The sequence below is a fragment of the Pseudomonas fluorescens genome (genome assembly GCF_030344995.1).
Lineage (GTDB): Bacteria > Pseudomonadota > Gammaproteobacteria > Pseudomonadales > Pseudomonadaceae > Aquipseudomonas > Aquipseudomonas fluorescens_BF.
Window position 1 is genome coordinate 3,517,253 of record NZ_CP128260.1, and the last position, 26,762, is coordinate 3,544,014.

General features: G+C 59.2%; 22 protein-coding genes. 20 read left to right on the plus strand and 2 right to left on the minus strand.

Translation table 11 applies throughout. The features are described from left to right. Positions 1–26: 26 nt before the first annotated feature. Positions 27–485, plus strand: coding sequence for a tryptophan-rich sensory protein TspO (tspO, locus tag QR290_RS15625; protein ID WP_115077986.1), 459 nt, complete (start codon positions 27–29; stop codon positions 483–485). A gap of 35 nt (positions 486–520) precedes the next feature. Here tspO and QR290_RS15630 read toward each other — a convergent pair whose 3' ends face one another. After that, on the minus strand, positions 521–1,498 hold the full coding sequence (locus QR290_RS15630; protein WP_289203009.1) for an NAD-dependent epimerase: 978 nt from the start codon (positions 1,496–1,498) through the stop codon (positions 521–523). A gap of 604 nt (positions 1,499–2,102) precedes the next feature. Here QR290_RS15630 and rfaH point away from each other — a divergent pair. The 15 genes from rfaH (at position 2,103) to QR290_RS15705 (ending at position 19,976) form a co-directional block, all read left to right on the plus strand. Then, positions 2,103–2,639, plus strand: coding sequence for a transcription/translation regulatory transformer protein RfaH (rfaH, locus tag QR290_RS15635; protein WP_115077988.1), 537 nt, complete (start codon positions 2,103–2,105; stop codon positions 2,637–2,639). Between the two features lie 38 nt (positions 2,640–2,677). Next, entirely contained in the window at positions 2,678–3,838 is a 1,161-nt protein-coding gene (locus QR290_RS15640) for an outer membrane beta-barrel protein (protein ID WP_289203010.1), read from the plus strand. Between the two features lie 12 nt (positions 3,839–3,850). Then, a complete protein-coding gene (locus QR290_RS15645; RefSeq protein WP_289203011.1) occupies positions 3,851–4,384 on the plus strand; it encodes a polysaccharide biosynthesis/export family protein in 534 nt (177 codons plus the stop codon). A 2-nt stretch (positions 4,385–4,386) separates the two neighbouring features. After that, the gene (locus QR290_RS15650; RefSeq protein WP_289203012.1) at positions 4,387–6,699 is read left to right on the plus strand and encodes a GumC family protein; all 2,313 of its coding nucleotides are present in this window, start codon (positions 4,387–4,389) and stop codon (positions 6,697–6,699) included. 148 nt (positions 6,700–6,847) lie between these two features. Further along, the gene (locus QR290_RS15655; protein WP_115077992.1) at positions 6,848–8,239 is read left to right on the plus strand and encodes an undecaprenyl-phosphate glucose phosphotransferase; all 1,392 of its coding nucleotides are present in this window, start codon (positions 6,848–6,850) and stop codon (positions 8,237–8,239) included. 70 nt (positions 8,240–8,309) lie between these two features. Beyond that, positions 8,310–9,650, plus strand: a complete 1,341-nt coding sequence (locus QR290_RS15660) for a UDP-glucose dehydrogenase family protein (RefSeq protein WP_289203013.1) — start codon at positions 8,310–8,312, stop codon at positions 9,648–9,650. A gap of 13 nt (positions 9,651–9,663) precedes the next feature. Further along, on the plus strand, positions 9,664–10,368 hold the full coding sequence (locus QR290_RS15665; RefSeq protein WP_115077994.1) for a WecB/TagA/CpsF family glycosyltransferase: 705 nt from the start codon (positions 9,664–9,666) through the stop codon (positions 10,366–10,368). Between the two features lie 2 nt (positions 10,369–10,370). Then, positions 10,371–11,450: a glycosyltransferase gene (locus QR290_RS15670; protein WP_115079950.1), complete on the plus strand. Its 1,080-nt coding sequence runs from the start codon at positions 10,371–10,373 to the stop codon at positions 11,448–11,450. Continuing rightward, a complete protein-coding gene (locus tag QR290_RS15675) occupies positions 11,447–12,559 on the plus strand; it encodes a glycosyltransferase (RefSeq protein ID WP_115077995.1) in 1,113 nt (370 codons plus the stop codon). Before QR290_RS15670 ends, QR290_RS15675 begins: the two co-directional genes overlap by 4 nt. Then, entirely contained in the window at positions 12,556–13,869 is a 1,314-nt protein-coding gene (locus QR290_RS15680; protein ID WP_289203014.1) for an O-antigen ligase family protein, read from the plus strand. Before QR290_RS15675 ends, QR290_RS15680 begins: the two co-directional genes overlap by 4 nt. A gap of 49 nt (positions 13,870–13,918) precedes the next feature. Then, a complete protein-coding gene (locus QR290_RS15685; RefSeq protein ID WP_289203015.1) occupies positions 13,919–14,839 on the plus strand; it encodes a glycosyltransferase family 2 protein in 921 nt (306 codons plus the stop codon). A gap of 13 nt (positions 14,840–14,852) precedes the next feature. Next, positions 14,853–16,271 carry an oligosaccharide flippase family protein gene (locus QR290_RS15690; protein WP_289203016.1) on the plus strand — a complete coding sequence of 473 codons (1,419 nt, stop codon included), beginning with the start codon at positions 14,853–14,855 and terminating at the stop codon, positions 16,269–16,271. Between the two features lie 30 nt (positions 16,272–16,301). After that, entirely contained in the window at positions 16,302–17,357 is a 1,056-nt protein-coding gene (gene galE, locus QR290_RS15695) for a UDP-glucose 4-epimerase GalE (protein ID WP_289203017.1), read from the plus strand. Continuing rightward, a complete protein-coding gene (locus QR290_RS15700) occupies positions 17,357–18,835 on the plus strand; it encodes a family 16 glycosylhydrolase (RefSeq protein ID WP_289203018.1) in 1,479 nt (492 codons plus the stop codon). The genes galE and QR290_RS15700 overlap by 1 nt, the downstream gene beginning before the upstream one ends. A gap of 91 nt (positions 18,836–18,926) precedes the next feature. Then, positions 18,927–19,976: an acyltransferase family protein gene (locus QR290_RS15705; RefSeq protein ID WP_289203019.1), complete on the plus strand. Its 1,050-nt coding sequence runs from the start codon at positions 18,927–18,929 to the stop codon at positions 19,974–19,976. 108 nt (positions 19,977–20,084) lie between these two features. Here QR290_RS15705 and QR290_RS15710 read toward each other — a convergent pair whose 3' ends face one another. Beyond that, positions 20,085–20,993 (minus strand): helix-turn-helix domain-containing protein, encoded by a 909-nt coding sequence (locus QR290_RS15710; RefSeq protein WP_085745609.1) that lies wholly within the window; start codon positions 20,991–20,993, stop codon positions 20,085–20,087. A 161-nt stretch (positions 20,994–21,154) separates the two neighbouring features. Between QR290_RS15710 and QR290_RS15715 the strand changes: the two genes are divergently transcribed. The 4 genes from QR290_RS15715 (at position 21,155) to QR290_RS15730 (ending at position 26,748) form a co-directional block, all read left to right on the plus strand. Then, positions 21,155–22,513, plus strand: coding sequence for a glutamine synthetase family protein (locus tag QR290_RS15715; protein ID WP_041475556.1), 1,359 nt, complete (start codon positions 21,155–21,157; stop codon positions 22,511–22,513). 93 nt (positions 22,514–22,606) lie between these two features. Next, entirely contained in the window at positions 22,607–23,695 is a 1,089-nt protein-coding gene (locus QR290_RS15720; RefSeq protein ID WP_289203020.1) for a polyamine ABC transporter substrate-binding protein, read from the plus strand. Then, the gene (locus tag QR290_RS15725) at positions 23,692–24,993 is read left to right on the plus strand and encodes an NAD(P)/FAD-dependent oxidoreductase (RefSeq protein WP_289203021.1); all 1,302 of its coding nucleotides are present in this window, start codon (positions 23,692–23,694) and stop codon (positions 24,991–24,993) included. Before QR290_RS15720 ends, QR290_RS15725 begins: the two co-directional genes overlap by 4 nt. Positions 24,994–25,092: 99 nt before the next feature. Continuing rightward, complete coding sequence (locus QR290_RS15730) at positions 25,093–26,748, plus strand: intermembrane transport protein PqiB (protein WP_289203022.1); 1,656 nt, start codon at positions 25,093–25,095, stop codon at positions 26,746–26,748. Positions 26,749–26,762: the final 14 nt, after the last annotated feature.

The window sequence follows — 26,762 nt, forward strand, 5'->3', positions numbered from 1 at the left end:
GACTGGCTGCGGCCAAGGAGTAAGAAATGGTGACGTTCCTGATTTTTCTGATCGCCTGCGGTGCGGCGGCCACCACCGGCATGGTTTTCAAGCCCGGCCAATGGTACGCGCAGCTCAACAAACCGAAGTTCACCCCACCCAACTGGGTGTTCCCGCTGGCCTGGACGACGATCTATCTGCTGCTGGCCTGGGTTGGCTACCGTTTGACCATGATTCCCGGCAGCGAAATGGTGCTGGCGTTGTGGGCGGCGCAAATTGCCCTGAACACGCTGTGGACGCCGATATTTTTCGGCGCGCAGCGGATTGTTTTCGCGATGATCATTCTCGTACTGCTGTGGCTGGTGGTAGCGGCGATGGTGGTCCTGGCCTTGCGCCTGGATGTGATCACCGGGTTGATCCTGTTTCCCTACCTGGCCTGGCTGTGTGTCGCTGCGGCGTTGAATTTCTCGATCATGCGCAATAACCGGGCAGGATTCGGCTCATGACCTGACGCCATCGGACCGAGAGCACGAGCCGGTGCTCAAATCCGATAACACTGGCGATACCAACTCACAAACTGCGCCACGCCCTCTTCAACTTCCACCTGGGGAGAAAACCCGATCCATTGCGCCAGTGCTGAAACATCAGCCCAGGTCTTGATGACGTCGCCTGCCTGCATCGGCAACATGTTGCGCCGGGCCCTGATGCCCAGTGCCTGCTCGAGGCAGTCGACGAAATCCAGTAACGCTACCGGTTTTCCGCGCCCCAGGTTGAAAATCCGGTTGACGCCCTGCGCCTCCTTGTCCGGTTCTGGAGGCTTTGGGCACAGCCGGACGATGCTTTCGACAATGTCATCGACGTAAGTGAAGTCCCGCGCCATCTGACCCTGGTTGTAGATATCGATCGGCCGCCCTTGAAGAATGGCCTCGGTAAATTTGAACAGCGCCATATCCGGTCTGCCCCAGGGCCCGTAAACGGTGAAAAAACGCAGACCGCTGGCCTTCAAACCGTAAAGATGGCAATAGCTGTCGGCAAGCAGTTCATTGGCACGCTTGGTGGCGGCATACAGGGACACAGGATGCTCGACCGCATCGTCGACGCTGTATGGCAATTTGCTGTTGGCTCCGTATACCGAACTGCTGGAGGCGTAGATCAGATGTGCGGGCGGATGGTGTCGGCAGGCTTCCAGCACATTGAGAAACCCCACCAGGTTCGATTGCGCATAGGCATCCGGGTTGTCGAGCGAATAGCGAACACCTGCCTGAGCAGCCAGATGCACAACCTCGGTGAAATCATGCGTTTTGAACAACGCCATCAAGGCAGGTTTGTCGACAATATCCAGTGTTTCAAAGTTGAAACCCTGCAGACCACTCAACTGTTCAAGTCGCGCCTGTTTGAGATCCACGCTGTAGTAATCGTTGAGGTTGTCGATACCGACAACTTCCTGGCCCTGGAGGCTCAGTCGTTTGACCGTGTGATACCCGATGAAGCCCGCAGCACCTGTAACAAGAACGGTCATAATCCCTGCTCCATTTAAACCGACAGGCGATTAGTTATAGCCTCGGTCGACTTATTGAGTCCAGCCTTTATAACAACACCCAATATTGGGGATAGTTTTTGATCTAAATCACAGCCTCGACCGTGGTAAGAAAAAAAAGTTTCTACCATTCAGACAAAAGGAAATACCATTTAAAAACAACAGATTGAATACTGGCAAATTCATTACTGGATGGATGGCGTGTTTTTTGACTGGTAACGTTTGACAGACCGCAAAGTCTGGCCGATAACTACCAAGGTTGATTTTTTACAGGGCGCGAGCAATCACTTACTCGCGCCCTGTCGCTTCAGGGGCAACTACTTAGTTACCTAACCTTAAGGCTGCGACGAACAGACCGTGCGGTAGCTTTGTCTTCTGAAAAGTTATGCCGACAATGACCCGAAGACGCCGCATAACAGGGCACAACTTCACCTCGCGATGTGCACCAATGAAACACTTGTGATTCATGATTGAAACACTTCACTCCCCCCAATAATAAGAATGCACTTTCACTGCCTGCCATTACTTAGCCTTCATTAGAGCTTCTGCCTGCCATAAACTTTCGATCATCAAAGAGTTTACAAGCATGCCAGTCATCAGCTCGGACCAACCTAATTGGTACCTTTTACAATGCAAGCCACGTCAGGATGAGCGTGCCCACCTCAACCTGCTTCAACAGAACTACGTGGTCTTTCACCCCCAACTCGTCAGTGAGCGCGTCATTCGCGGGAAACGACAGCGAGTCCAGGAATCCCTCTTCCCCGGGTACTTGTTCATCCAACTCAGTCGTGACGACAACTGGGCACCCTTGCGTTCCACTCGAGGGGTCAGTCGCTTTGTCGAATTCAATCATGGTCCCGCGACAGTGGCGGAGCACGTCATCGAGCATCTGCGTGCACGTTGCCTTGAATCAACGTTGTCGGAGCCGGACGAAGCGCTGAAACCCGGAGAAAACCTGCAGATCGTCAGCGGTCCGCTCGCACCACTGGAAGGCGTGTTTCTGGGGTTGCACGGTACCGACCGCGTCATGATCCTTCTGCAGTTTCTTAACCGTGAGCAGCCTGTCTGTTTGCCACTCAGCGTGATTGAACGTCAACAAGCCGGTGTTCACACCTATAACTAACGACTTTGCCTTACATGCCTTTGCTCAGGAGCTCTAACATGGCTTTAAAGTCACGATGCCCTGTCGCACTGATGATGGCCTGCCTCTATCCGGAAATGGCCTGGAGCATCAATCCGCAAGCCATTGATGTTTACGGATTCGACTTCACGCCATCCTTCCTGTTTTCAGAAAGTTACGACGACAACTTTCGCGAGTTGGAAAACAGCAAGCAGTCCTCCATGGTCACCAAGTTGGCGCCCTCTTTCGAGCTCAAGGCCGAGGATCGCAACAGCGCCACCCGGCTGATCTGGCAACCTACTCGCTACATTTATCACGATGAGTCGGATGCCTCGAACACGGCACAACGCGTGCGAGCGGACAGCATCATGGAGTTCACCGACCGGCATCGCCTGAAGCTTGATGCCGAGTACCGGAAATGGGAGCGCACGGAATCGACGGCGGTCGAAGGCATCAACGACAAGCTCAACAACAAACGCGTGGGTGGTCTCTACACCTTCGGTGCTAAAAGCGCTGACAATCAAATCGATCTCGGGGCCAGTTACGCCCAACTGCGCTACGACAACGCTGATGGCATCAACGACGACAAGGAACGCAATACCACTGCCCTGACGAGCACCTGGTATCACCGCATCGGCAGCAATACCCGGGGTCTGGTGGAATATAACCACACCGACTTTGATTACCAGCAGGCCAACAGCCCGCGCAGCAGTAAATCCGACGCCATCATGGCCGGTGCCGTATGGGATTTCACGGCACGCACAACGGGTAAAGTCCGCGTCGGTTACGAGAAAAAGAACTTCGACAACAGCGAATCCAAAGACCTCGACAACCCGACCTGGCAAGTCGATCTGCAATGGAAACCGCGGACCTATTCGACATTCACCTTCGTCGCTCGCCAGGCCCTTGCCGAGGGTGACGACGGCGCTGATGCCGTGAAGTCGACCTTCACCCAGGTCGGCTGGCGTCACGGCTGGACTGAACGGATTACTACCGTGGCACAGGCCGGTTACGGCCGTTATGTCTACGAAGGCCAAAGCCGTACCGACAATCTTCAGGACTACAACCTGGCCGTGGTGTACGCCATGCGCCGTTGGCTGGATATCGAACTGGGTTATCGATATCGCGACAACGATTCCGATGCCGACGATGAAAGCTTCACCCGCAACGTGTTCCAGATCAGCTTCAACGTCAGCCTTTAAGAGGGTTTCGACATGAACGCTCGCTTGGTTTTTCTTTTGTTCGCGTTGTTTCTCACTCCTCACACCTACGCGGCAGATCCCGACACGCAATACAAACTGGCTGCCGGCGACGTGTTGCGAATCATCGTTTTCGGTGAGCCTGAATTAAGCATGAAAAAGATCCGGCTCAGTGACGCTGGCACCTTTTCCTATCCGTTCCTGGGCGAGATTTCCGCCAAGGGGCTGACTCCCGGCCAGGTCGAGAAAATCATCGTCGACGGGCTCAAGCAGGGTTATCTGATCGACCCGAAAGTCAGTCTCAGCCAGATCGAATACCGCTCGTTCTACATCAATGGCGAAGTGAAAAAGCCCGGCAGCTACCCGTTCGTGCCCGGACTGACACTCGAGAAAGCCATCGCGCTGGGCGGCGGCCTGACCGAGCGCGCCTCGATGAAACGAGTAACCATCTTGCGCGGCGATGGTGGCGCGACCGTGACCGATAACGTTACGCGAAGCACCACGATTGCCCCCGGCGATACCATTTCCATTGCACAAGGCTTTTTCTGATCATGGACAACAGCCCTAGCAACTACGTCGAACGTCCTCTTCAAGCGCATCTGCATCCGCAGCACGTTGAAGACAAGGACACCCTGGATCTGCTCAATCTGTGGAGGGTCATCTGGCGCGCCAAATGGAGCATCGGGTGGCTGGTTCTGCTGAGCTGCGCACTGGCGGCCGCTGTGGTCTCCAGCATCACGCCGCAATACATTGGCAGCACCACCCTGCTGTTCAACGACAAAACGCCTCCGCTGATGTCCTTCCAGCAAGTCAAGGATTCAGGCAGCAGCGGCACTGATTACCTGCAGACCCAGCAGGCGCTCCTGCAATCGCGAGATCTTGCCGAACGTGCGGTGAAAAAACTCGGCCTGACGACCCACCCGGTCACCGACCCGCGCCAGCAGCCAAAGCCCTGGTTTGCTCCGCGCCAATGGCTGGCCAATCTGGACCTTGATCAATGGATCCCGGGATTGGGTCGATTTTTACCGCCGAAGAAAGAGGAGCTCACTGAAGCAGAGGTCTTCAATCAGGTCACGCAGAACCTCATGCTGCACACCAGCGTCAAGTTCGTTGGCAAAAGCCAGTTGCTCGAAATCGAAGTCGAGTTGCCAGACCCTGTTCTCGCGGCAGCGGCGGCCAACGCGCTGGCTCAGGGCTTTACCGACAGCCAGCTCGATACCAGCGAGAAATCATCGCAAACGACCACGGCGTGGATGAACACTCGCCTGATCAAGCTGCGCGATAATCTGCGTGCGGCCGAGAAAAAACTGCAGGGTTACCGCGAAGAACAAGGTCTGGTGGATGTTGGCGGCGTCGCCACCATCAGCGCCAACGAACTGGAAATGACCGGCAATCGAATGGTCGACGCCCGTCGCAACCGCGCTGAAGCCGAAAGTGAGTATCGGCAGGCCAAGGCGCTGGGCAACGGCGATCTGAGCCGGCTTTCCAGCGTGCCTGCGGTCTTGAGCAATCCCCTGGTGCAGAAATTCCAGGCCGATCGCGCTGTGGCTCAAGCCAAGGTCGATGAACTGGCAGGGCGCTATGGTCCGAAGCACCCGAGCCTGATTTCCGCACAAACCGAGTTGCGCACTGCCACCACCAGCCTGCAATTGCAGGTGCAGCAAGTGGTGGCCGGTATCGAGCGGCAATACCAGCTCGCCACGGCGAGTGAAGCGTCGCTGCGTCAATCCTTCAATAGCAACAAGGCGCAAATCCAGGACATCGCGCGCAAAGAGTTCCAGTTGCGCGAGTTCCAGCGTGAGGTCGACAGCACACGCGCGCTGTATGAAACCTTCGTCACCCGTCTGAAAGAAACCACGGCCACCGCCGACATGGACTCGACGAAAGTGCGCATCGTCGACCCGGCCATCGTTCCAGTCGACGCGAGCAAACCCCGCAAGACATTGATTGTCGGAATCGTCGGGCTGGTCGCTGCGGTCATCGGCGTCGCGTTGGCATTGCTCTTCGAAAGTCTGAGCAATACCTTCAAAACCGACGAGTCAATCGAGAGCGTGTTGAATGTTCCACTACTCAGCGTTGTGCCGTTGGTGGTGAAAAAAAGTCGCCGGCAACTGGCACGGCTCTTCGAGGACAACGACAACCCGCGTTTTTCCGAAACCATTCGCAACCTGCGTACCTGGCTGATGCTGCAAAGCAGCGAAAAGCCCTCGCAAGTGGTGCTCGTGACCTCGACGGTTGCCGGTGAGGGTAAAAGCACCATCGCCACCAATCTGGCCAGTTCGCTGACACCGCTGGAGCGCGTGCTGCTGATCGATGCCGACATGCGTCAGCCAACCCTGTCGCTGAACTTCGATTTCCCTCCGGACAGCCCCGGACTGGCGAATGTCATTGCCGGCACGGCCAGGCTTGAAGACTGCATTGTTTCAGTGGGCAATCTGGACATGTTGCCGGCCGGGAAGGTCTTGCCGCCGTCGCTGGATATGTTCGTTGCACCGCGCCTTCCTTCCCCTGCCGATCCGCTCAACCCGGTTCAACCGCCACCCCAGGATTTGCTCAGCTCGCCGCGCATGGCACGCATGCTCGAGGCGCTCAGATCACGCTATCGCCACATCATTATCGACTCACCCCCTGCGGAGATGATCAGTGACGCGCTGTTGCTGGCCAGACATTCCGATGCGGTGATCTATGTCGTCAAGGCTGACAGCACCTCGATCAGCCAGGTTCAGCGAGGGATTGCCATGTTGCAACAAAGCCATGTGCCGGTCTTTGGCACGGTGCTCAACCAGGTCGACCTGCGCAAGGCGCGCAAGTACGGCTACCACCACTCCCGGGCGTTCTATAACTACGATTTCGCGCCCAGGTAACCATCGGGCGCATACGCCCGCCGCTACGCCCTCTTCTGCCAACGCACCACTCGCTTCACCTCCGCCGAGCTACGGAAAAGCCATCGGGAGACACGTCGTGTCTGCTCGATTCGCGCTGATGCATGAATGCTGTCTTGAGGTTAAGCCTATGACTTCGCTCTATACCGCTCACATGACACACCGCCGAGGCCTGACGTTCTGGGGCCAGTGGCTGTGCGCACTGTCGCTGGTGACAGCGCTGTTGATGCTGCTCGTGCAGTGGCGCGTCGGCAGTCTGACCAGTGAATACCGCATCCTGATCATTCTGACCGTGCTCGGCTCGGTGCCGATCTACAGCGTGATGCAGGTCTACCACAAGCGCCATGGCTTGCTGGTCGGGCTTGGCAGGTTGCTGGCCGGTTGGTTGATCCTGCTGGCCGTTCTGGCGGCGATTGCGTTCTTCACCCAGACCAGCGCCATTTATTCACGCCAGGTGATCATGGTCTGGGCGGTGCTGGGCTTCGTGGTTCAGGCCTTGAGCTTTTTGCCCCTGCATTACCTGGCCCGCCTGTATTCGCGCAGGGTCTGCAACGGGCGTCGCTCGGTGATCATCGGTACCTGCCCGACGGCCCATGAACTGGCGAAAAAACTGTCACTGCCGAACCGCGCGCTGGTGCTGGGCTTCATCGCCGCTGCCGACAGCAGTGGCCCCGCACCCAGCATTCTGCCGTTGCTCGGCCACGTTTCCGCCATCCGCGAGATCATCACGGGACTGGAAGTGCGTCGCGTCTATATCGTGCTGCCGATGGCCCATGCCGCAACGATCGAAGCGCTCTACATCGACCTGTTGGACATGAATGTCGACGTGGTGTGGATTCCGGATTTCGGCAGCATGGTGTTGCTCAACCATTCGATCTCGGAAATCGAGCGGATGCCGGCCATCTACCTCAACGAGAGCCTGCTCAGCTCGCACCCCGCCAGCCTGTTTTGCAAGGATCTGTTTGAACGCAGCCTCGCCGGCCTGGCCATTGCTCTGCTCAGCCCCTTGCTGCTGGTGGTGGCCGTTGCCGTCAAGCTCACCTCCGCAGGCCCGGTGCTGTTCAAGCAGAACCGTCATGGTTGCAACGGTGAAGTGATCAAGGTCTGGAAGTTTCGCTCCATGCACGTCCACGACGACCAGGAGGTTCGCCAGGCCACCCGCAACGATGACCGCCTCACGCCGATCGGGGGCTTTCTGCGCCGCAGTTCCATCGACGAATTGCCTCAGCTGTTCAACGTCCTGTCCGGCCGGATGGCCCTGGTCGGCCCGCGCCCGCATGCCGTCACCCACAACATTTATTACACCGGCAAGGTGCGCGCCTACATGGCCCGGCATCGCCTCAAGCCGGGGATCACCGGCCTGGCCCAAATCACCGGCCATCGTGGCGAAACCGAGACCGTGGAAAAGATGCAGCTGCGCGTTGCCCAGGACCTCAACTACATCAACCAGTGGTCGCTGTGGCTCGACATCAAAATCCTTATCAAGACCCCCTTCACGCTGTTCTCGAAAAACATCTATTGAGCCCCTGTCCCACTTCTGCCGCTCCCCTGCCCGACCGTTGATAACCGTCACGACGACCTGAGGTTCGACCATGAATGTGAGCGTATTCGGTATTGGTTACGTAGGCCTTGTCCAAGGTGCTGCATTGGCCGAGGTCGGGCACAAAGTGCTCTGCGTCGACGTCGACGCGGGCAGGGTCGAGGCGCTGAAAGAAGGCACGCTGCCGATCTACGAGCCTGGCCTCAAGAGTCTGGTGCGCGACAATTATCAAAGCGGCCGGCTGCGGTTCGGCACAGACCTGGTGGACGCCGTTCACCATGGTGATGTGCTGTTGATCGCCGTCGGCACGCCGCCCGACGAAGACGGTTCGGCGGATCTCAAATGCGTGCTGAGCGTGGCGCAAACCATCGCGCTGAACATGGATCGGCATCAGATCATCGTCGACAAATCCACCGTGCCGGTCGGCACCGGCGACCGGGTGCGAGCGTGTATCGGGCAGGTACTGGCCGACAACGGTCGCAGTGACCTGACGTTCGACGTGGTTTCCAACCCGGAATTTCTCAAGGAAGGCTGCGCGGTCGAAGACTGCATGCGCCCGGACCGAATCATCATCGGCACCGACAGCCCGCGTGCCGAAGAGGTTATGCGCGAACTGTATGAGCCGTTCAATCGCAGCCGCGAAAAAATCATTGTCATGGACGTTCGCAGCGCTGAACTGACCAAGTACGCCGCCAATTGCATGCTGGCGACCAAGATCAGTTTCATGAACGAAATGGCCTGCCTCGCTGAAAAGCTCGGCGCCGACATCGAAAAGGTGCGCCACGGCATCGGTGCCGACCCACGCATCGGTTACCAGTTTATCTACCCCGGTCTCGGCTACGGCGGCTCGTGTTTTCCCAAAGACGTGAAGGCACTGATACAGGCGGCCAACGGTGTAGACGTCGACGCCCGGGTGCTCAAGGCCGTGGAGTCGCGCAATCAGGAGCAGAAGGCCAGCCTGTTCCGCAAAGTGTCCGATCACTTCGACGGTCACCTGCGCGGCAAGACGTTTGCCCTGTGGGGGTTGAGTTTCAAACCCAACACCGACGACATGCGCGAGGCTCCCAGCCGCGTACTGATGGAGGCGTTGTGGCAAGCCGGCGCCCGCGTGCAGGCGTTCGATCCCAAAGCCATGGAAGAGGCCCAGCGCTTATACGGCTCGCGCGATGACCTGACCCTGACAGGCACCAAGGAAGCGGCGCTGAAAAATGCCGACGCCCTGATCATCGTCACCGAGTGGCAATCGTTCCGGGCGCCGGACTTCGACCGGCTCAGCCAGTTGCTCAAACAGCCACTGATTTTCGACGGACGCAATCTGTTCGATCCCCAGCGTTTGAGCAAACGTGGATTCACCTACGTCTCCGTGGGTCGGCAGACCCCTTCAGTTCTCTGAGAGGAGCCGCGCCATGTTCAAACTGGAGATAGTCGGCCACTACTCGGCGAAATTGCTGGAGGCCAACCAGGCCTATTCCTTCATCAACTTTGCCTCGATTGGCAGTTTTTTCGAGCAAACCCCGAGCAGCGTTGCCTATTTTTGCGACGGCATGCTGATGTCAACCTTCATGTCTCGCATTACCGGCAGACCGATTGGTCGGGTCAGCTTCGACTTCACCTCGATAGCCGACGTCGTGCTGCGCAGCGCCGAGCAACAGGGCAAACGGGTTTATTTCGTCGGCGCCCGACAAGCTGAACTCGACCTGTTCATCAGCAAGATCAAAACCCTTTATCCGCAACTGAGCATCGCCGGCTATCACAACGGCTATTTCGACGCCGCCCAGGCCGAAGGCATTCGGGCTGACATCTGTCGCAGCGCAGCGGACATTCTGATCGTCGGCCTGGGCGCCGGACTGCAAGAGCAGTTCGAACAGGATGCCCTGCGCGCAGGCTTTCGCGGGGTCGCCTTCACCTGTGGCGGGTTCATCCGGCAAGAAGCCCTGGCGACGCGGCAGTACTACCCGGCACTGATCAATCGACTGCACCTGCGCGCGTTTTATCGCATGTACCGCGAGCCCCACACGATCAAGCGCTACCTCATCGATTACCCCACCAACTTCCTGCACCTCCTGAACATGATCGTTCGACACAAAGTCGCCATCAGCGTTGGGGAATGACCATGCACATCCTGTTTATCCTCAAGGATTTCAAGCCCGGCGGTGGCATCGAGCGCGTTCAGCAACGGTTGTCCGAGCAGTTTCTCAAGGACGGCCGGCGTGTGAGTTTTTTCGTCATGAACGCGGACATGCCCGACACCCGGGACATTCAATGCTTCAGCGGTGGTGGCAGCGGCATTGCCGGCCTGTTCAAGTCCATCGCACTGTTGCGCCGGCTCATCCAGCGCGAGGGCGTCACCCACCTCATTTCCGCCAAGGAACAGGCGAACCTCTGCACGTGGTTCGCCACCCTGGGCAGTGCCTGCAAGGTCATCTACAGCCGCCACGCGACACTCGATTGCAGCGAACAGAAAACCGGCCCCTCAAGCCTGCGCCTGCTCTACACCTTATATCTGTGTGGCAGCGGCAAGGTGGTGACGGTTTCCTCGGCCCTGCGCCAGACCCTCGCCGATGCCGTGCCTTGGGGGCGGCATCGCATCCGTTATTGCCCCAATGCCGTCGTCACCGATCAACTGTTCCAGGCCGCCCAGGCACCGCAACCCGCCGGTTTCCCCCGCAACTACTGGTTAGGCCTGGGCCGTCTGGTCGAGCCCAAAGGGTTTCATCTGCTGCTGGACGCTTATGCGTTGGCGCTACGCAGCGCAGCGCTGCCGGATCTGGTGATCGTCGGTGATGGCCCGTTGCGCGAAGCACTGGTCACTCAGGCCAATCAATTGGGTATCGCGCAACAGGTGCACTTCAGCGGCTTCCTCAGCAATCCCTATCCCGTGCTCAGACACGCCCGGCTGTTCATTTTGAGCTCCCTGCAAGAAGGCATGCCGACCGTGCTGATCGAGGCGTTGGCGCTGGGCACGCCGGTGCTGGCGTGCGATTGCGAGACCGGGCCGAGAGAGTTGCTGGACCACGGCCGGCTTGGCCAGCTGGTTATCGTCAACGATGTACAGGCGCTGGCCGACGGCATGCTGCGACACCTGACCCTGCGCAATGACATTTCCTGCAGCGACAAGACGCTCACTGACACCCTGCGCCCTTACACCAGCCAGCACGCGGCGCAGGCGTATTACCAGGTCTGGAATCAATGAAAAAGTTACTGATCATCCTCCATGACCTCAGCGCCGGCGGCGCTGAAAAAATGATGGCGCGCCTCGCCAAAGCGCTGGTGGATGCGGGCAATGACGTGACATTGCTGATGCTCACCGGCGGCGGCATTCACGCAGCGCATCTCGACCCGCGGGTGAAAAAGGTTGAATTGCACAGCCCGCGCAGCGTCCGTGCGGTGCCGGCACTGACGCGATTTCTGCGTGCCAATCGCTTTGACGCCCAACTGGCGGCCCTCACCCACGTCAACGTGGTGGCGATCGTCGCGGCGGCCCTGTCCGGTACGCTGGCCCGGCTGCACGTCAGCGAGCGCAATGCCTTTTCCCATGACCGGCACGTGAACCCCGACTTCATGGTGCGGATGGCTTATCGGGTGGCACCGCTGCTTTACCGGATGATTCCGAATCCGGTGATCTGTGTATCGCGCGGTGTCGCCCAGGATCTGGTCGATACCACCCTCGCCCGGCGGCAAGACGTGACCATTGCCGACAATCCGGTGCTCGACAACGATTTCCGCGAGAAGACGCCGGGACTGCCCCGCCACCGCTGGCTGCTGGAAAAGTCCGGCACGGTGATTGTCGCCGTGGGGCGTCTGGCGCCACAAAAAGGTTTCGACACGCTGATCACAGCGTTCGCGGCACTGCCGGATCGCCGTGCCCGCCTGATCATTTTTGGCGAAGGCGCCCTCAGGGCCGCACTGCTGGAACAGGCGAAACAGCTGGGGGTGGCGGAGCGCTTCGATCTGCCGGGCTATGCCAATGATCCCCTGGCAGAAGTGGCCGCAGCCGATTGCTTCGTACTGTCGTCGCGTTTCGAGGGCAGTCCCAACGCGCTGGTCGAGGCGTTATCCACCGGTACGCCGGTGGTGGCGACCCGCTGCCCCCACGGTCCGCAAGACATCCTCGTCGGCGGTCTGGTGGCGCCGCTGGTCGCTGTCGATGATCCCATCGCCCTGGCGCAGGCCATCGCCGAGCAACTGTCCATACCGCGCGATCTGCAGCGTCAGTCACGCCTCGATGCAGCCGCGCGATTCATGAGTGCCAGCGCGGTGCAGACCTACCTCAGAGCGTTGATCGGGAGTACGTCATCATGAGCACATTGACGATCAGGTATTCGACGTTACGCGACGCTTTCACCTTGTTCGGCATCCTGTTTTACATTCAGGTGATCACTTTTGTGCTCGGTTTGGGCAGTGCTGCGAGCTTTGGCGATATCAATAAAGACCTCGAAGGCAACGTCGCCAATCAGGTCTGCGGCCTCATCACCTTGCTGGTGCCGCTGTTCTTTTTCATCCGCAACAAGGTATTCCTCAGCAAGACCTTTTATCGCAGCAACTTCTTCCTGCTGGTGTTCCTGCTCTGTGTCATTGCGTCGATCGGCTGGTCCCACGACCCGATGCTCAGTCTCAAGCGGTTCATCGCCCTGCTCGGCGTGGTGTTTTTTGCCGGTTTTCTTGCCTATAACTACTCCCTTGAAAAAATCACCTTCATGCTCGGTTGCGCCATCGGCATAGCGGCGTTGATCGGATTGTTGCTCGCTGTGGTCATGCCTGAAGTGGCGTTCCTCTCCGGGGGCATTCGCGATGGCGCATTCAAAGGCGTTTTCGCCGAAAAGAATGCCGGCGCCCGGCTCAACGCGATCGCCATCGTGCTGTTGCTGCCAATGATCCGGCAGCGCAATCGCTGGGCACTCTTCTGTTCATTCTTTTCGCTGGTCGCGATCCTGCTTGCCCAGTCAGCCACAGGCGTGGCGCTGATCATTTCCGGCACGATCAGCTACTGGTACTTCCTCACGATGATCCGCCTGGGCATCAATCGCTCACAGCTGCTGTTCCTGGGATGCACCGTCCTTTACCTGCTGGTTTGCCTGTTTCTGTACAGCAACTTTGCGGTACTGCTGGAAATGGCCGGTCGCGACCCGTCACTCACCGATCGCACGTTGATCTGGGAACTGCTCGCGCCTTTCATCGACAGCCAGTTTCTCAAGGGCTACGGCTTCGGCGCCTTCTGGTCCAGCCCTGATGCCGATGCGTTCATCACCCGCTGGGGTTACATCGGCAACGCCCACAGCGGCTACATGGAGACCTTGCTCAACGGCGGCCTCATCCAGTTGACGGCGCTGGCGCTGATGTTCGGTGAAGCACTGTTCAAGCAATACCGCGCCGTGACGGCGAATCAGGCAGCCCGGTTTCGCGCCAGTGCGCTGGTCATCATCGGCCTGTTCGCCATCACCAACTATGTGGCCTACGTGATTCCCAACTACCGCTCCGCCGAGTTTCTGGTGTTCTGCACGCTGGCCCTGACCTTCCGGCACCACCACGCGACCTATCCCGAATCCTCACCGGCAGCGCTGCGTCAGCGTTCATCGGGCAGCGCACTACCGCGCGATTCCGCCAGCGCGTAACCCAAGGAGAATCACCGTGCCAAACCAAGCTCCCCGTTCAGCAAATTCAGTGTGCGTCGTCATTCCGATGTACAACGGCGCCGACAGCATCGAGCAGACACTGACGTCCCTGGCCCGGCAAACCCGACTGCCCGATCACGTGATCGTCATCGACGATGGCTCTACCGATGACGGACCACAACGGGTCAGAGACTTCGTCGCGCCGTTTCGCCTGACGCTGTTGCAGCAAGCCAACGAAGGCCAGGCCAGCGCCCGTAATCATGGGATGCGGCACTCCGCAGAGGCATTTGTGGCAATGCTCGATGCCGATGACCAATGGCATCCGCGCAAGCTGGAATTGCAGCTGGCACTGTATGACGAACTCACCCGCCAGGGCCGGCCGGTCGGGCTGATCGACTGCTACGCGCAAGTCAATTACAGCGATGGCAGGCGCCAGCTGGACGACCGGCTCAAGCACGGCAGGCATTTCTACGATTTCATCCACGCCAACGTCGTCAATGGCGTTTCGACCGCGCTGGTCAAACGTGACGTGATCATGCAACTCGGCGGCTTCGATGCCAGCCTGCGTTATTCCGAAGACCGCTTCATGTGGACCCGGATCGCCGAGCACTGGGAGATCCACACGGTGCCGGAGGTGCTGCTGGAGCGCACGGTCAATGGCGGCAACATGACCGCGAATCCGAAAAAGTACTACCAGAACAAAATCCGCTTCATCGAGGTGTACCTCGCCCGCTACGGCACGCAACTGACCCGCCAGCAGCGGATCGATTTCGAGCTGGGCAACCACACCGATTTTCTCGAAGCGTTTTCCCGACGTGGCGAGCATGACCAGGTCCTCGGCGTGTACCGGCGAATGCTCGATTGCTCATGGCAAACGCTGATCTTCGCCAATGGCAAACCGACCTTGCGCTACCTCTATGCCCGCGCCAGAACCTTGCGCAAGACAACGGCCTCAACCACGGCTCATTGAACCGGTATCCGCCATGGCCAACCATCGCCTGATGACATTGACCTGGATCTTCACCGAAAAATTCGGCCTGATCCTGCTGTCGATGATTACCTTCGTCGCTTACGCCAGGCTGCTGTCGCCAGCCGAGCTGGGTGTGGGCACGGTGATCATTGCCATCGTCGAACTGATCGGTCTGGTGTATTCGTCGGTGCTGGAAGACCCGCTGGTACGACTTGAGCGGCTGGAAGACAAACACATCAGCACAGCCTACTGGGCGGCGGTGCTCGTCAGTCTGGTAAGCATCGGCGTTATCTCGGGCGCCGTCATGCTGTACACCCCGGATCCGGTGCTGCAATGGATGACGGCGGTAGCCTCGCTGAAGATCCTGTTCACCATGATGGCGCGGGTCTATGTGGCGCAGATGCGCCGCAGCAGCAACTTCAGGATGCTGGCGTCGCGCACGCTGCTGGGCAAGGTGGCGGGTGGCGTCGGCGGGATTGCCGTTGCGCTTTGGGGACTGGGTGCGTGGGCGGTCATTGCCCAGGCGCTGATCATGGAGCTGGTGTCGATCATTGTGTTGATGCGCGCAGACCCGCGACGCATCCCCTTTCACATCGACGGTCCGATCCTGCGCGAGTTGTTGAAGTCCGGCGCACCGGTGGCCATCAACGCGCTGAGCTCGCAAACCTTGCAACGCGGGGTCAACGTGGTTCTGGGCATCACCGCCGGCGCGAACGCCGTCGGCATGTTCAACATGGCGATGCGCATCATCGAGCTGCCACGCACCGCGATCTACAACGGCCTGTTGAGTTATGCGTTGCCAGCGTTCTCCCGGCGCAGCGCAGAGCCCAAACGATTGATCGGGATCATCGGCGATTCAACCGCTGTCAGCGGTTTTCTGCTGACGCCGCTGTTCATCGGCATTGCACTCACGGCAAACGATCTGATCCTGCTGATCTTCGGCGCCAAATGGGCCGAAGCCATTCCTCTGCTGCAAGTGCTGGCCTGCACGGCCGCCATCGGCAACAGCGCCATGTATGCCACCACCGCACTGGTGGCGGTCAACCGCAGCCACCTCACAATCAAGGCCGAAGTGCTGACCACCGCGCTGGCCCTGGCGCTGGTCTACACCCTCGGCAATCTGTACGGCGGCATGGCCGCAGCCGGCGCTCTGTTTGCGCGAATGCTGGTCATCACGCCGCTGCAGATCCGTGGCCTCAACACGGCGATCGGTTACAGCTGGCACGGCTTTTTCGAAGCCAGTTACCGCAGCGTGATCGCCTCACTGGTCATGGCGGCAACCGTGCTGGTCGTGCTACCGCAGCTGGGACTACAGGGCTATCTGCACTTGATCGGCAGCATCGTGGTCGGCGTGCTGAGTTATGCCGTGGGTTACAGCGTCATGCACCCGCACTGGCCACAGGAATTCAAATCGGTTTTCACCTCCCGCTGAGTTCAGTCCCCGAGACAGGAAGACCTCATCATGCGCAAAACCACGTTGATTACTGGCGGGGCCGGCTACATCGGCTCGCACACGGCTTTGGCCCTCATTAACGCCGGCCACAAGGTGTTGGTGCTCGACAACCTGTGCAACAGCTGTCGAGAGTGCATCCGGCGCCTTGAACAACTGACCCTGACCCGCGTCGACTTCATCAAGGGCGATATTCGCGATCCGGTGCTGCTCGACGATATCTTCAGCAGGTACGACATCGAGGCCGTGGTGCACTTTGCCAGTCTCAAATCCGTCGAAGAGAGCGTGCGCAAGCCGCTGGACTACTACGCCAACAATGTCGCCGGCACGCTCGACCTGTGCCAGGCGATGGCCCGCAATAACGTATTCCAACTGGTATTCAGTTCTTCGGCCACGGTGTACGGAGAGCCGGAAAATACTCCGATTGCCGAAGATTTCGGCACTGGCAAACCGGTCAACCCCTACGGCCGCACCAAGCTCATGATCGAAGAGTTGTTGACGGATCTGTGCGATTCCGATCCACGCTGGAGCATCGGGTTATTGCGTTACTTCAACCCGATCGGCGCCCACGAAAGCGGAATGATCGGCGAAGACCCGAGGGGCCGCCCCAACAACCTGTTGCCGTGCCTGACGCAGGTCGCCATTGGCCGGATACCCGAACTCACGGTGTACGGCAGCGACTATCCCACCGTAGACGGGACCTGCGTGCGCGACTACATCCACGTGGTCGACCTGGCCATCGGGCATCTCAAGGCACTGCAAGTGCTGCAGCACAACAACGGGATTCACTTCTGGAACCTCGGCACGGGCGTTGGCTACAGCGTGCTGCAGATCATTCACAGTTTCGAGGACATCACCGGCATCAGCATTCCCTACCGCTTCGCCCCTCGACGTCTCGGTGACATCGCCAAATGCTGGGCCGATCCGGGCAAGGCAGGACGCGAATTGGGCTGGAGCGCACAGCGCGGCCTGGAACAAATGATCACCGATACCTGGCGCTGGCAGTCGTGCAATCCGCAGGGGTATCAATCTTCATTCAAGATTCCGGCACCCGTTGCGGTGAAGTGATGCCGATGTTCAAGGAATGTCTGCTGGCCGCGCTGTTTTCGGTTTCGCTGGCAAGCAACGCCGCGCAGGCGCCTCCTGCTGTGCCGAGTACCGGGCTCGTGTTGTGGCTGGACGCCGCCGACGCGTCGACGATGAGCCTGGATGCGCAGAACCGTCTCCAGCGCTGGAGCGACAAATCAGGCAAGGCCAATGATGCGACAGTCGATGGCGCTTCTTCGCCGCCACAACGGATGGAGAACAGCCTCAATGGCCAGGCGGTGGTGCGCTTGAGCGGTAACTCGGGATTACTGGGCCGGGCACTGCGCACGGCCAAAGGGTCTGCGACCGTACTGATCGTGTCCCGCCGGTTGCCAGAGCAGGCCGGGGTCGATCCCTGGCAACGGTTGTTCAGTTCGCGGCCGCAAGCCACCAGCAACGATAACGTGCTGCCGAATTTCGCTGTCAGCCTGCCGCAAACCGGTGCCTATGAACCGACGGTTTCTGTCCTTGAACTGCAGGACGTGCCACTGGGACCGTATGGCGTGGGGCGCAATGCCGTCGGCAATGCCGAAAACTTTCGCGGCGACATCGCCGAAGTCCTGGTGTATGACCGCCCGCTTGCCTCGCTCGCGGAGCGCCAGCGCGTATTTCGATACCTGGCAGACAAGTGGACCGTGGCCATACCGGTTCAGGCCGATACCTGGACACGTGTCGGCCCCCTGGACGCGCTGCCGTCCCACATCCATCCGGATCTGCCGTTGTCCGATCAGGCCAATGCCGGCCGCTGGTTGCTCAACACGACTCTGTCCGACGAGTTCGATGGCACCACCCTCGATCGCACGCGCTGGCACGTCAACAATGCTATCGGCAACGAGTCGCTGGGACGCAAGCCGGCGCTGTTCACCGAGCGCAATGCCAGCGTCAGCAACGGCCATCTGAAGATTGTCTTTCGCAAGGAAACCTTGCCACCGAAGTACGTCCAGCTCGGTTTCAAGGATTACACCTCGGCGATGGTTCGTACCCTTGAGCGCGGTTTTTACGGCTATTACGAAGCACGCGCCAAACCCATGAACTCTGCGGGTTCCAGCGCATTCTGGCTGGCGTGGACAGGGATGGCCGACAACGCCACCGAAATCGATATCTTTGAAATCGGCGGCAAGACCAAAGACGCGGCTTCAGACCGCGCCTACAACATGAACGCCCACCTCTGGGCCACGCCGCAGAGCACCGAACATATCGCCAACGGCAGCACCTGGACCAGCCCCTGGCGGCTGGCCAGTGACTTTCATGTCTACGGCTTCGACTGGCAGCCCGATACCCTGCGCTGGTACGTCGATGGCGTGCTGGTCAGGGAGTTGAAGAACGACCACTTTTTCTACCCCATGCAGATCGTCTTTGACAGTGAGGCCATGTGGAAATGGTTCGGCGTGGTCGACGATGCTGACCTGCCCTCCACGTTCGAAGTCGATTACATCCGCATGTGGCTACGCAGTCCTTGAGCAACCCTACGCCGCTTTGGCCTTGAGTCGGATGTCACACGACACAGTCCTCAGTTATCGATCCGCGCTGACGAGTCTGGAGCGCCTGTACATGAACAACCGGCGACTGAACGAGCTGGACTTGTTGCGCTTCCTCGCAGCGATCGCCGTGGTGTTTTTTCACTATGCGTTTCGCGGGTATGCGAGGGGCGATATGTCTGTAATGCCCTACCCACTATTGGCTGACGTGGCCAAATACGGTTATCTGGGGGTCGAGCTGTTTTTCATGATCAGCGGATTCGTGATCCTGATGACGGCTTCGAGCAACAACCTCAAAGTGTTTTTCATTTCCCGCGTCATCCGCCTTTGCCCGGCATTCTGGGTGTGCTGCACGATCACTTTTCTGGTCACGCTGGCCATTGGGCAGCCAAGATTTTCGGCTGACCTTTATCAGTACGTGATCAACCTGACATTCCTCGGCGACGTGCTCGGAGTGCCGCCCATAGACGGGGTCTACTGGTCACTGTTCGTCGAAATAAAGTTCTACCTGATGATCGCCATTCTGTTGGCTTTCAAGAAGATAGAGAAAATAGAAACGTTCCTTGTACTTTGGCTGCTGGTTTCAGCCACAGCGGAAGTCTTTGCTTTCGAAAAGTTGCGCTCGATATTGATCACCGACTACGCGGCCTATTTCATCGCCGGTGCGACGTTCTACATCATATGGGACAAGGGTTTTACCAAAGCGCGTATTTCCCTGCTGGCCGCTGCACAGGCATTGGCCAGCTACAACGCGATCACCTGGGCCGAGTCGATCGAACTGAAATATTCGACCGAATACGACGCCTTGATCATCTGCGGAGTCATTGCCCTGTTTTTCATGACGTTTCTTTTTATCGCGACGCATAAAACGTCAGCCATCGGGAAGTTCGTTTGGACAGCATTGGGCGCCCTGACTTACCCGCTTTACCTGCTGCATCAAATGATCGGCTTCATGATCTTCAATATGGCTTATCCGGCCATCAATCCACATTTGCTGCTCTGGGGCACCATCGCTTTGATGATAGGTGCGTCCCATGTCATCCATAAAGAAATAGAAACCCCGATGGCCAGACTGATGAAAAAATCGCTTTCATCTTCCTTCAATCGTCTCAGAGTCGATTAATCGGTAGTGCGACAAGCTTTGCAAAATCGGCAGGTGAAAAAGGCGGGAGAGGTTTCGGTGAATACCGAAACCTCTCCCGCCTTTTTTGTTTGAGGCGAAGAGCGCTCGTCACATGGACGATGAGCGCTTCAATGTTTCGCTCGGCAACTCCTTGAACATTGCCCTGTAACTGCTTGAAAAACGGCCCAAATGCCAGAACGACCAATTCATCGCGACTTCTGCCACGGTGGTGTCCGCTGGCGAGCGTTTGAGCAACTCCCGCCGCGCACTGTTGAGCCGGCGTAAACGCAGCCAATGACTCGGCGACATCCCCGTGTATGCCTTGAATGTCTGTTGCAACTGGCGCAGGGAAACCCCGGCCACCCGCGACAGTTCCAGCAGATTGAGGGTTTCTTCCGGCGAATCTGCCGCCCACTCCCCCACGCGCTTGAGGGTGATTCGCTCTTCGGCGCGACGCTGCAAACCACCGCCGTCCAGGCACACGCTCGCGTTGTCGAGGATGAACAGACAGTCCTCCAGCAACTGTTGGGTCAGTGCTTCTTTGCTTGGCTGATCAAGGGTTTGCGACAACTTCGTGAGGGTCGAGCTTAACCAGCGACTGAACAATCCGTTCTGCGCGCCGTTAAGCGGCGCCATGAACAGGCCTTCCAGCCTGGCCACGTCCAGGCCGTTGCGCTGGACGAATTCCGGGCCGAACACCACGGCGATTTCCTGATAGTTCTCCGGGGTGATCCAGATGTTGCGGCTCTCTTCATTGAGCAGATAGAGCGCGTTGTCGCTGCGATCGAAACAGAACGCCAGCGACCCTTCCGGCGCGCTGAAATTCTGCTCGACCCGGGTGTTCATCTGTTCTTCGTAAACCTCCACACCCTGCAAATCCAGATAGCGGATCTGCCCGGCGAAATGCCCCGGCGACATCTGCTGGTAATGCTGAACCCAACCCGGCGTGGCGCGGATCTGCTCGGTGACATCGGCGGTGTTGAAAGCTTGAACCTGTAGCGGATTACACGTTGTCATGGGAGACCTTGCGCACTCTTTTGGTGCGCTTTGGTGCTGCTGAAAGTGGATAGATGGAACGTCAAGGCCCGCCCAAGATAGTCGTCAACGCGCCTCAGGGGAAGTCTGCGAAAGATGAAATCGCTTTCCCCCGCGTCAACAAAACCAACGACGAGGTCTTTATGAATGCCCCTTTCGATCAGCTGTTCACATGGCTGAAAGATCACAAGATTACCGAAGTGGAATGCGTGGTCAGCGACCTGACCGGCATCGCCCGCGGCAAAATTGCACCGACCAACAAGTTCCTGCATGAGCGAGGCATGCGCCTGCCGGAAAGTGTGCTGCTGCAAACGGTAACCGGGGATTTTGTCGACGACGACATCTACTACGACCTGCTCGACCCGGCCGACATCGACATGGTCTGCAAACCGGTGAGCGACGCGGTATACGTGATTCCGTGGGCCATCGAGCCGACCGCCATCGTGATCCACGACACCTTCGACAAGTTCGGCAACCCGATCGAACTGTCGCCGCGCAACGTGCTGAAGAAAGTCCTGCAGCTGTACACCGACAAAGGCTGGAAGCCGATCGTGGCGCCGGAAATGGAGTTCTACCTGACCCAGCGCTGCGAAGACCCGGACTTGCCATTGAAGGCCCCGCTGGGCCGTTCCGGTCGCGCCGAAAGCGGTCGTCAGTCGTTCTCTATCGACGCCGCCAACGAATTCGATCCGCTGTTCGAAGACGTCTACGACTGGTGCGAACTGCAAGGCCTGGACCTGGACACGCTGATCCACGAAGACGGCCCGGCGCAGATGGAAATCAACTTCCGCCACGGCGACGCGCTCGATCTGGCCGACCAGATCACCGTGTTCAAGCGCACTCTGCGTGAAGCTGCGCTCAAGCACAACGTCACCGCGACCTTCATGGCCAAGCCGATCGGCGACGAGCCCGGCAGCGCCATGCACCTGCACCAGAGCGTGGTCGAGATCGCCAGCGGCCAGCCGATTTTCGCCAATGCCGACGGCAGCATGAGCGACCTGTTCCGCCATCACATCGGCGGCCTGCAGAAGTACATCCCGAAAGTGCTGCCTATGTTCGCGCCGAACGTGAACTCGTTCCGCCGCTTCCTGCCGGACACCTCGGCCCCGGTCAACGTCGAATGGGGCGAAGAAAACCGCACCGTCGGCCTGCGGGTGCCGACCTCCGGGCCTGAGGCGATGCGGGTTGAAAACCGCCTGCCTGGCGCCGACGCCAACCCGTACCTGGCCATCGCCGCGAGCCTGCTGTGCGGCTACATCGGCATGGTCGAGGGCGTCGAACCGAGCGCTGCCGTCGAAGGCCGGGCTTACGAGCGCCGCAATCTGCGCCTGCCGATCACCATCGAAGAAGCCCTGACCCAGATGGAAGAGTGCGACACCGTCGCGCAATACCTGGGCAGCAAATTCGTGCGCGGCTACGTCGCGGTGAAACGCGCCGAGCATGAAAACTTCAAGCGCGTGATCAGTTCCTGGGAGCGGGAGTTTCTGTTGCTGAGCGTTTAACCAACACCCACGCCACCTGTGGGAGCAGGCTTGCCAGCTCCCACAAGGGACCGTGCTCACCTGAAAAATCCAATAATTCGAAGAGGTGTCGATATGCGTCTGTTGAAATCCATGATCCCCGCCGCTCTGGCCCTGGCGTGCAGTGCCGGTGCCCTCGCCCAACCCCAGGTCAGCGTCTACAACTGGACCGATTACATTGGCGAAACCACCCTCGCCGACTTCCAGTCCACCAGCGGGATCAAGGTGATCTACGACGTCTTCGACTCCAATGAAACCCTCGAAGGCAAACTGCTCGCCGGCCGCACCGGGTATGACGTGGTGGTGCCGTCCAACCACTTTCTCGCCCGTCAGGTAAAGGCCGGTGCGTTCCTCAAACTGGATCGTTCGCAACTGCCGAACTGGAAAAACCTCGACCCGAAACTGCTGGCCCTGCTTGAGAAAAACGACCCGGGCAACGAGCACTCGGTGCCATACCTGTGGGGCACCAACGGCATCGGCTACAACGTCGACAAGGTCAAGCAAGTGCTGGGCATCGATCACATCGATTCCTGGGCCGTGCTGTTCGAACCGGAGAACCTGAAAAAACTCACCCAGTGCGGTGTGTCGATGATGGACTCGGCCGATGAAGTATTCCCGGCGATCCTCAACTACATGGGCATGGACCCGCGCAGCGAGAAACCCGAGGACTACAAGAAGGCTGAGGAGAAACTGCTGAGCATCCGGCCGTACATCACCTATTTCCATTCCTCGAAATACGTGTCCGACCTGGCCAACGGCGACATCTGCGTGGCCTTCGGTTATTCCGGCGACGTGTTCCAGGCCGCCAACCGCGCCAAGGATGCCAAGAACGGCGTGAACATCGCGTACTCGATTCCCAAGGAAGGCGCGAACCTGTGGTTCGACCTGCTGGCGATTCCCGCCGATGCCGGCAACACCAAGGAAGCCCACGCCTTCATCAATTACCTGCTCGATCCGCAAGTGATCGCCAAGGTCAGCGCCTCGGTCGGCTACGCCAACCCGAACCCGGCGGCCAAGCAATACATGGATGCCGAGCTGGTCAACAATCCCGAGGTCTATCCGTCCCAGGAAGTCCTCGACAAGCTCTACATCTCCTCTACCCCGCCCCAGTCGATCATGCGTCTGATGACCCGGTCCTGGAGCAAAGTGAAGTCGAACAAATGAATCAGTACACCCAGGAACACGCCCACTCCTATTACGCCGCGTCGGCCCGGGCCAGCACACCTTATCCCGAACTGGCGGGTGACCTGATCGCCGATGTCTGCGTGATCGGCGGCGGGTTCACCGGCGTCAACACGGCCATTGAACTGGCTCAGCGCGGGCTCTCGGTAATTCTGCTCGAAGCCCGGCGCATCGGCTGGGGCGCCAGCGGGCGCAATGGCGGGCAACTGATTCGCGGGATCGGTCATGACGTCGAAGGTTTCTCGCGGCATGTCGGCAGCGAAGGCGTGCGCTACCTGCACCGGGCCGGGATCGATTCGGTGGAGCTGGTGCGCCAGCGCATCACCGACAACGCCATCGAATGCGACCTGCGCTGGGGCTTCTGCGAGCTGGCCAACACGCCGGCGCAGTTCGATGCCTTCAAGGCCGAGCAGGACAGTCTGGCGCAATTGGGCTACCGCCATGAAACGCGACTGGTCGCCCCTGAGCTGATTCGTCAGCAAGTGGTGAACGCGGGTGTCTACAAGGGCGGCCTGATCGACATGGGCTCGGGTCACTTGCATCCGCTGGATCTGGTCCAGGGCGAAGCACGGCTGGGCGCCTCCCTCGGAGTGCGGATATTCGAGCAGAGCCCGGTGCTGGAAATCGTCCACGGCCCGACGGTTCAGGTGCGCACCCGGAGCGGCACCGTGCGCGCCGGCAGTCTGGTGCTCGGCTGCAACGCGCACCTGGATGAACTCGAGCAGCAACTCAGTGGCAAGGTGCTGCCCGCCGGCAGTTACATCATCGCCACCGAACCGCTGTCGGCGGAACGCGCCGCCGAGCTGATTCCGCAGAATCTGGCGCTGTGCGACCAGAAAGTCGGCCTCGATTATTACCGGCTCTCGGCGGACCGGCGCTTGCTGTTCGGCGGCGCCTGTCATTATTCGGGACGGGACCCGGCGGACATCGCCGCCTACATGCGACCGAAGATGCTCAAGATCTTCCCGCAACTGGCGGACGTGCGCATCGACTATCAGTGGGGCGGCAAGATCGGCATCACCGCCAACCGCTTCCCGCAGGTCGGCCGTTTGAAGCAGCACCCGAACGTGTTCTACGCCCAGGGCTATTCCGGCCACGGCCTGAACGTCACCCACTGGTGCGCCAAGCTGCTGGGCGAGGCGATTCATGCCGGTCACAGTCAGGGCATGGATGTGTTCAGCGGCGTGCCGCACATGACCTTCCCCGGCGGCCCGGCGCTGCGTTCGCCACTGCTTGCACTGGGCATGTTCTGGTATCGCCTGCGGGAGTTGTTGGGATAAAGCGTCCTGCACATTTGCTCTATCGCGAAGCACTTCTATATTGATGAAGTGCTTTTGCGTTCCTGACGCTCAGTGCCCAATACACTCTGGAGGTCATGGATGGAGTCGTCAGCCGCCGATCAACCGCGAACGCCCGGCCAGGCGCCGGTCAAGACCCGCCGTTTCAGCATTTCGCTGGTGTGGATCGTGCCGATCATCGCGGTGCTGGTGGGCATCTCGCTGGTGGTGCACAACCTGATGCAGGAAGGCCCCAGCATCATTGTCACCTTCAAGACCGGCAGCGGCCTGACCGCCAACAAGACCGAAGTCAAATATCGCAACGTGGTCATCGGCCAGGTCACGGACGTCGAGTTGAGCGACGACCAGAAAAGCGTCAACGCCACGATCAAACTGGCCAAGCAGGCCGAAACCTTTACCCGCGAAGATTCGCAGTTCTGGGTCGTCCGGCCGCGCATCGGTGCAGGCGGTGTTTCGGGCATCGACACGTTGCTGTCCGGTGACTACATCGGCGCCGACATCGGTCAGTCCAACTCGCGCGCAAAACACTTCAAAGGCCTGGAAAACCCGCCGCCGATCACCTACGGCGAACCGGGCAAACGCTTCAACCTGCACGCCTCGGACCTTGGTTCGCTGGATATCGGCTCGCCGGTCTATTACCGCAAGATCCCGGTCGGTCAGGTGGTGGCCTACGCACTGGACGCCGATGGCAAAGGGGTGAACATCGAGGTGTTCATCCACGCGCCAAACGATGCTTTCGTCACCGAAAACACCCGGTTCTGGAACGCCAGCGGCATTGACGTCAACGTCGGCGCCAACGGTTTTGCGGTGAAAACCGAATCGCTGTCGACCTTGCTGGTCGGCGGCATCGCCTTCCGCGCGCCGGAGTACAGCCCCAACGATGTCGCTGCCGCCGAAGAAAAAACCTACGACCTGTTCGACGATCAGCAAACCGCCCTCGCCCCGCCCAACGGCAAGGCGCAGTACCTGAGCCTGCGTTTCGATCAGGCGCTGCGCGGGCTGAAAGTCGATGCGCCGGTGGAATTTCTCGGCATCGAGATCGGCCGGGTGGTCAGCGTCAACCTGGACTTCGACGCGAAAAAACGCAGCTTCCCGCTCAACGTCGGCATCGTGATCTACCCGGCACGCCTCGGCCAGGCTCACATCAAGATGCTCAAGGCACTCGAGCACAATCCGGACGACGAAGCGGCGGCCGTGCGCCTGATCGGCACCTTTATCGACAACGGTCTGCGCGCCCAGGCCCGTAGCGGCAACTTGCTGACCGGCCAGTTGTACATTGCCCTGGACTTCTTCCCCAAAGCCGAAAAAGTCGCGTTTGACCCGACTGCCCGCCCGATCAGCGTTCCGACCGTCCCCGGCAGCCTCGAACAGTTGCAGGAAAAACTCGAAGCGATGATCGACAAGCTCAACAAGCTGCCGGTGGAACGGATTGCCGGCAACCTCGACAGCAACCTCGTGGAATTGCGCAAAGGCCTGACCCAGTTCAACGCCAAGACCCTGCCCGGCGTGCAGAACACCCTCGCCGACGTGAGCAAGACCCTGCAATCGGCCAGCTCGACCCTGGCCGAAGATTCGCCGCAACGCGAACAACTGACCCAGACCCTCGACGAGCTCGGGCGCATGTCCCGTTCGCTGCGTGAGCTGTCCGATTATCTGGGCCGGCATCCGGAATCGTTGATTCGCGGCCGCCCCGACAACGCCGCGCCGCTGGACCTCAAAGGGCCGCCGCGCAATTGAGCACAGGAGCTGTC

Coding starts and splice junctions, on each gene's coding strand:
- QR290_RS15650 (WP_289203012.1), top strand. CDS start 4,387: ATGGACAACAGCCCTAGCAACTACGTCGAACGTCCTCTTCAAGCGCAT.
- QR290_RS15660 (WP_289203013.1), top strand. CDS start 8,310: ATGAATGTGAGCGTATTCGGTATTGGTTACGTAGGCCTTGTCCAAGGT.
- QR290_RS15630 (WP_289203009.1), bottom strand. CDS start 1,498: ATGACCGTTCTTGTTACAGGTGCTGCGGGCTTCATCGGGTATCACACG.
- QR290_RS15675 (WP_115077995.1), top strand. CDS start 11,447: ATGAAAAAGTTACTGATCATCCTCCATGACCTCAGCGCCGGCGGCGCT.
- QR290_RS15670 (WP_115079950.1), top strand. CDS start 10,371: ATGCACATCCTGTTTATCCTCAAGGATTTCAAGCCCGGCGGTGGCATC.
- QR290_RS15715 (WP_041475556.1), top strand. CDS start 21,155: ATGAATGCCCCTTTCGATCAGCTGTTCACATGGCTGAAAGATCACAAG.
- QR290_RS15710 (WP_085745609.1), bottom strand. CDS start 20,993: ATGACAACGTGTAATCCGCTACAGGTTCAAGCTTTCAACACCGCCGAT.
- QR290_RS15645 (WP_289203011.1), top strand. CDS start 3,851: ATGAACGCTCGCTTGGTTTTTCTTTTGTTCGCGTTGTTTCTCACTCCT.
- QR290_RS15640 (WP_289203010.1), top strand. CDS start 2,678: ATGGCTTTAAAGTCACGATGCCCTGTCGCACTGATGATGGCCTGCCTC.
- QR290_RS15700 (WP_289203018.1), top strand. CDS start 17,357: ATGCCGATGTTCAAGGAATGTCTGCTGGCCGCGCTGTTTTCGGTTTCG.
- galE (WP_289203017.1), top strand. CDS start 16,302: ATGCGCAAAACCACGTTGATTACTGGCGGGGCCGGCTACATCGGCTCG.
- QR290_RS15720 (WP_289203020.1), top strand. CDS start 22,607: ATGCGTCTGTTGAAATCCATGATCCCCGCCGCTCTGGCCCTGGCGTGC.
- QR290_RS15705 (WP_289203019.1), top strand. CDS start 18,927: ATGAACAACCGGCGACTGAACGAGCTGGACTTGTTGCGCTTCCTCGCA.
- tspO (WP_115077986.1), top strand. CDS start 27: ATGGTGACGTTCCTGATTTTTCTGATCGCCTGCGGTGCGGCGGCCACC.
- QR290_RS15680 (WP_289203014.1), top strand. CDS start 12,556: ATGAGCACATTGACGATCAGGTATTCGACGTTACGCGACGCTTTCACC.
- QR290_RS15690 (WP_289203016.1), top strand. CDS start 14,853: ATGGCCAACCATCGCCTGATGACATTGACCTGGATCTTCACCGAAAAA.
- rfaH (WP_115077988.1), top strand. CDS start 2,103: ATGCCAGTCATCAGCTCGGACCAACCTAATTGGTACCTTTTACAATGC.
- QR290_RS15655 (WP_115077992.1), top strand. CDS start 6,848: ATGACTTCGCTCTATACCGCTCACATGACACACCGCCGAGGCCTGACG.
- QR290_RS15665 (WP_115077994.1), top strand. CDS start 9,664: ATGTTCAAACTGGAGATAGTCGGCCACTACTCGGCGAAATTGCTGGAG.
- QR290_RS15725 (WP_289203021.1), top strand. CDS start 23,692: ATGAATCAGTACACCCAGGAACACGCCCACTCCTATTACGCCGCGTCG.
- QR290_RS15730 (WP_289203022.1), top strand. CDS start 25,093: ATGGAGTCGTCAGCCGCCGATCAACCGCGAACGCCCGGCCAGGCGCCG.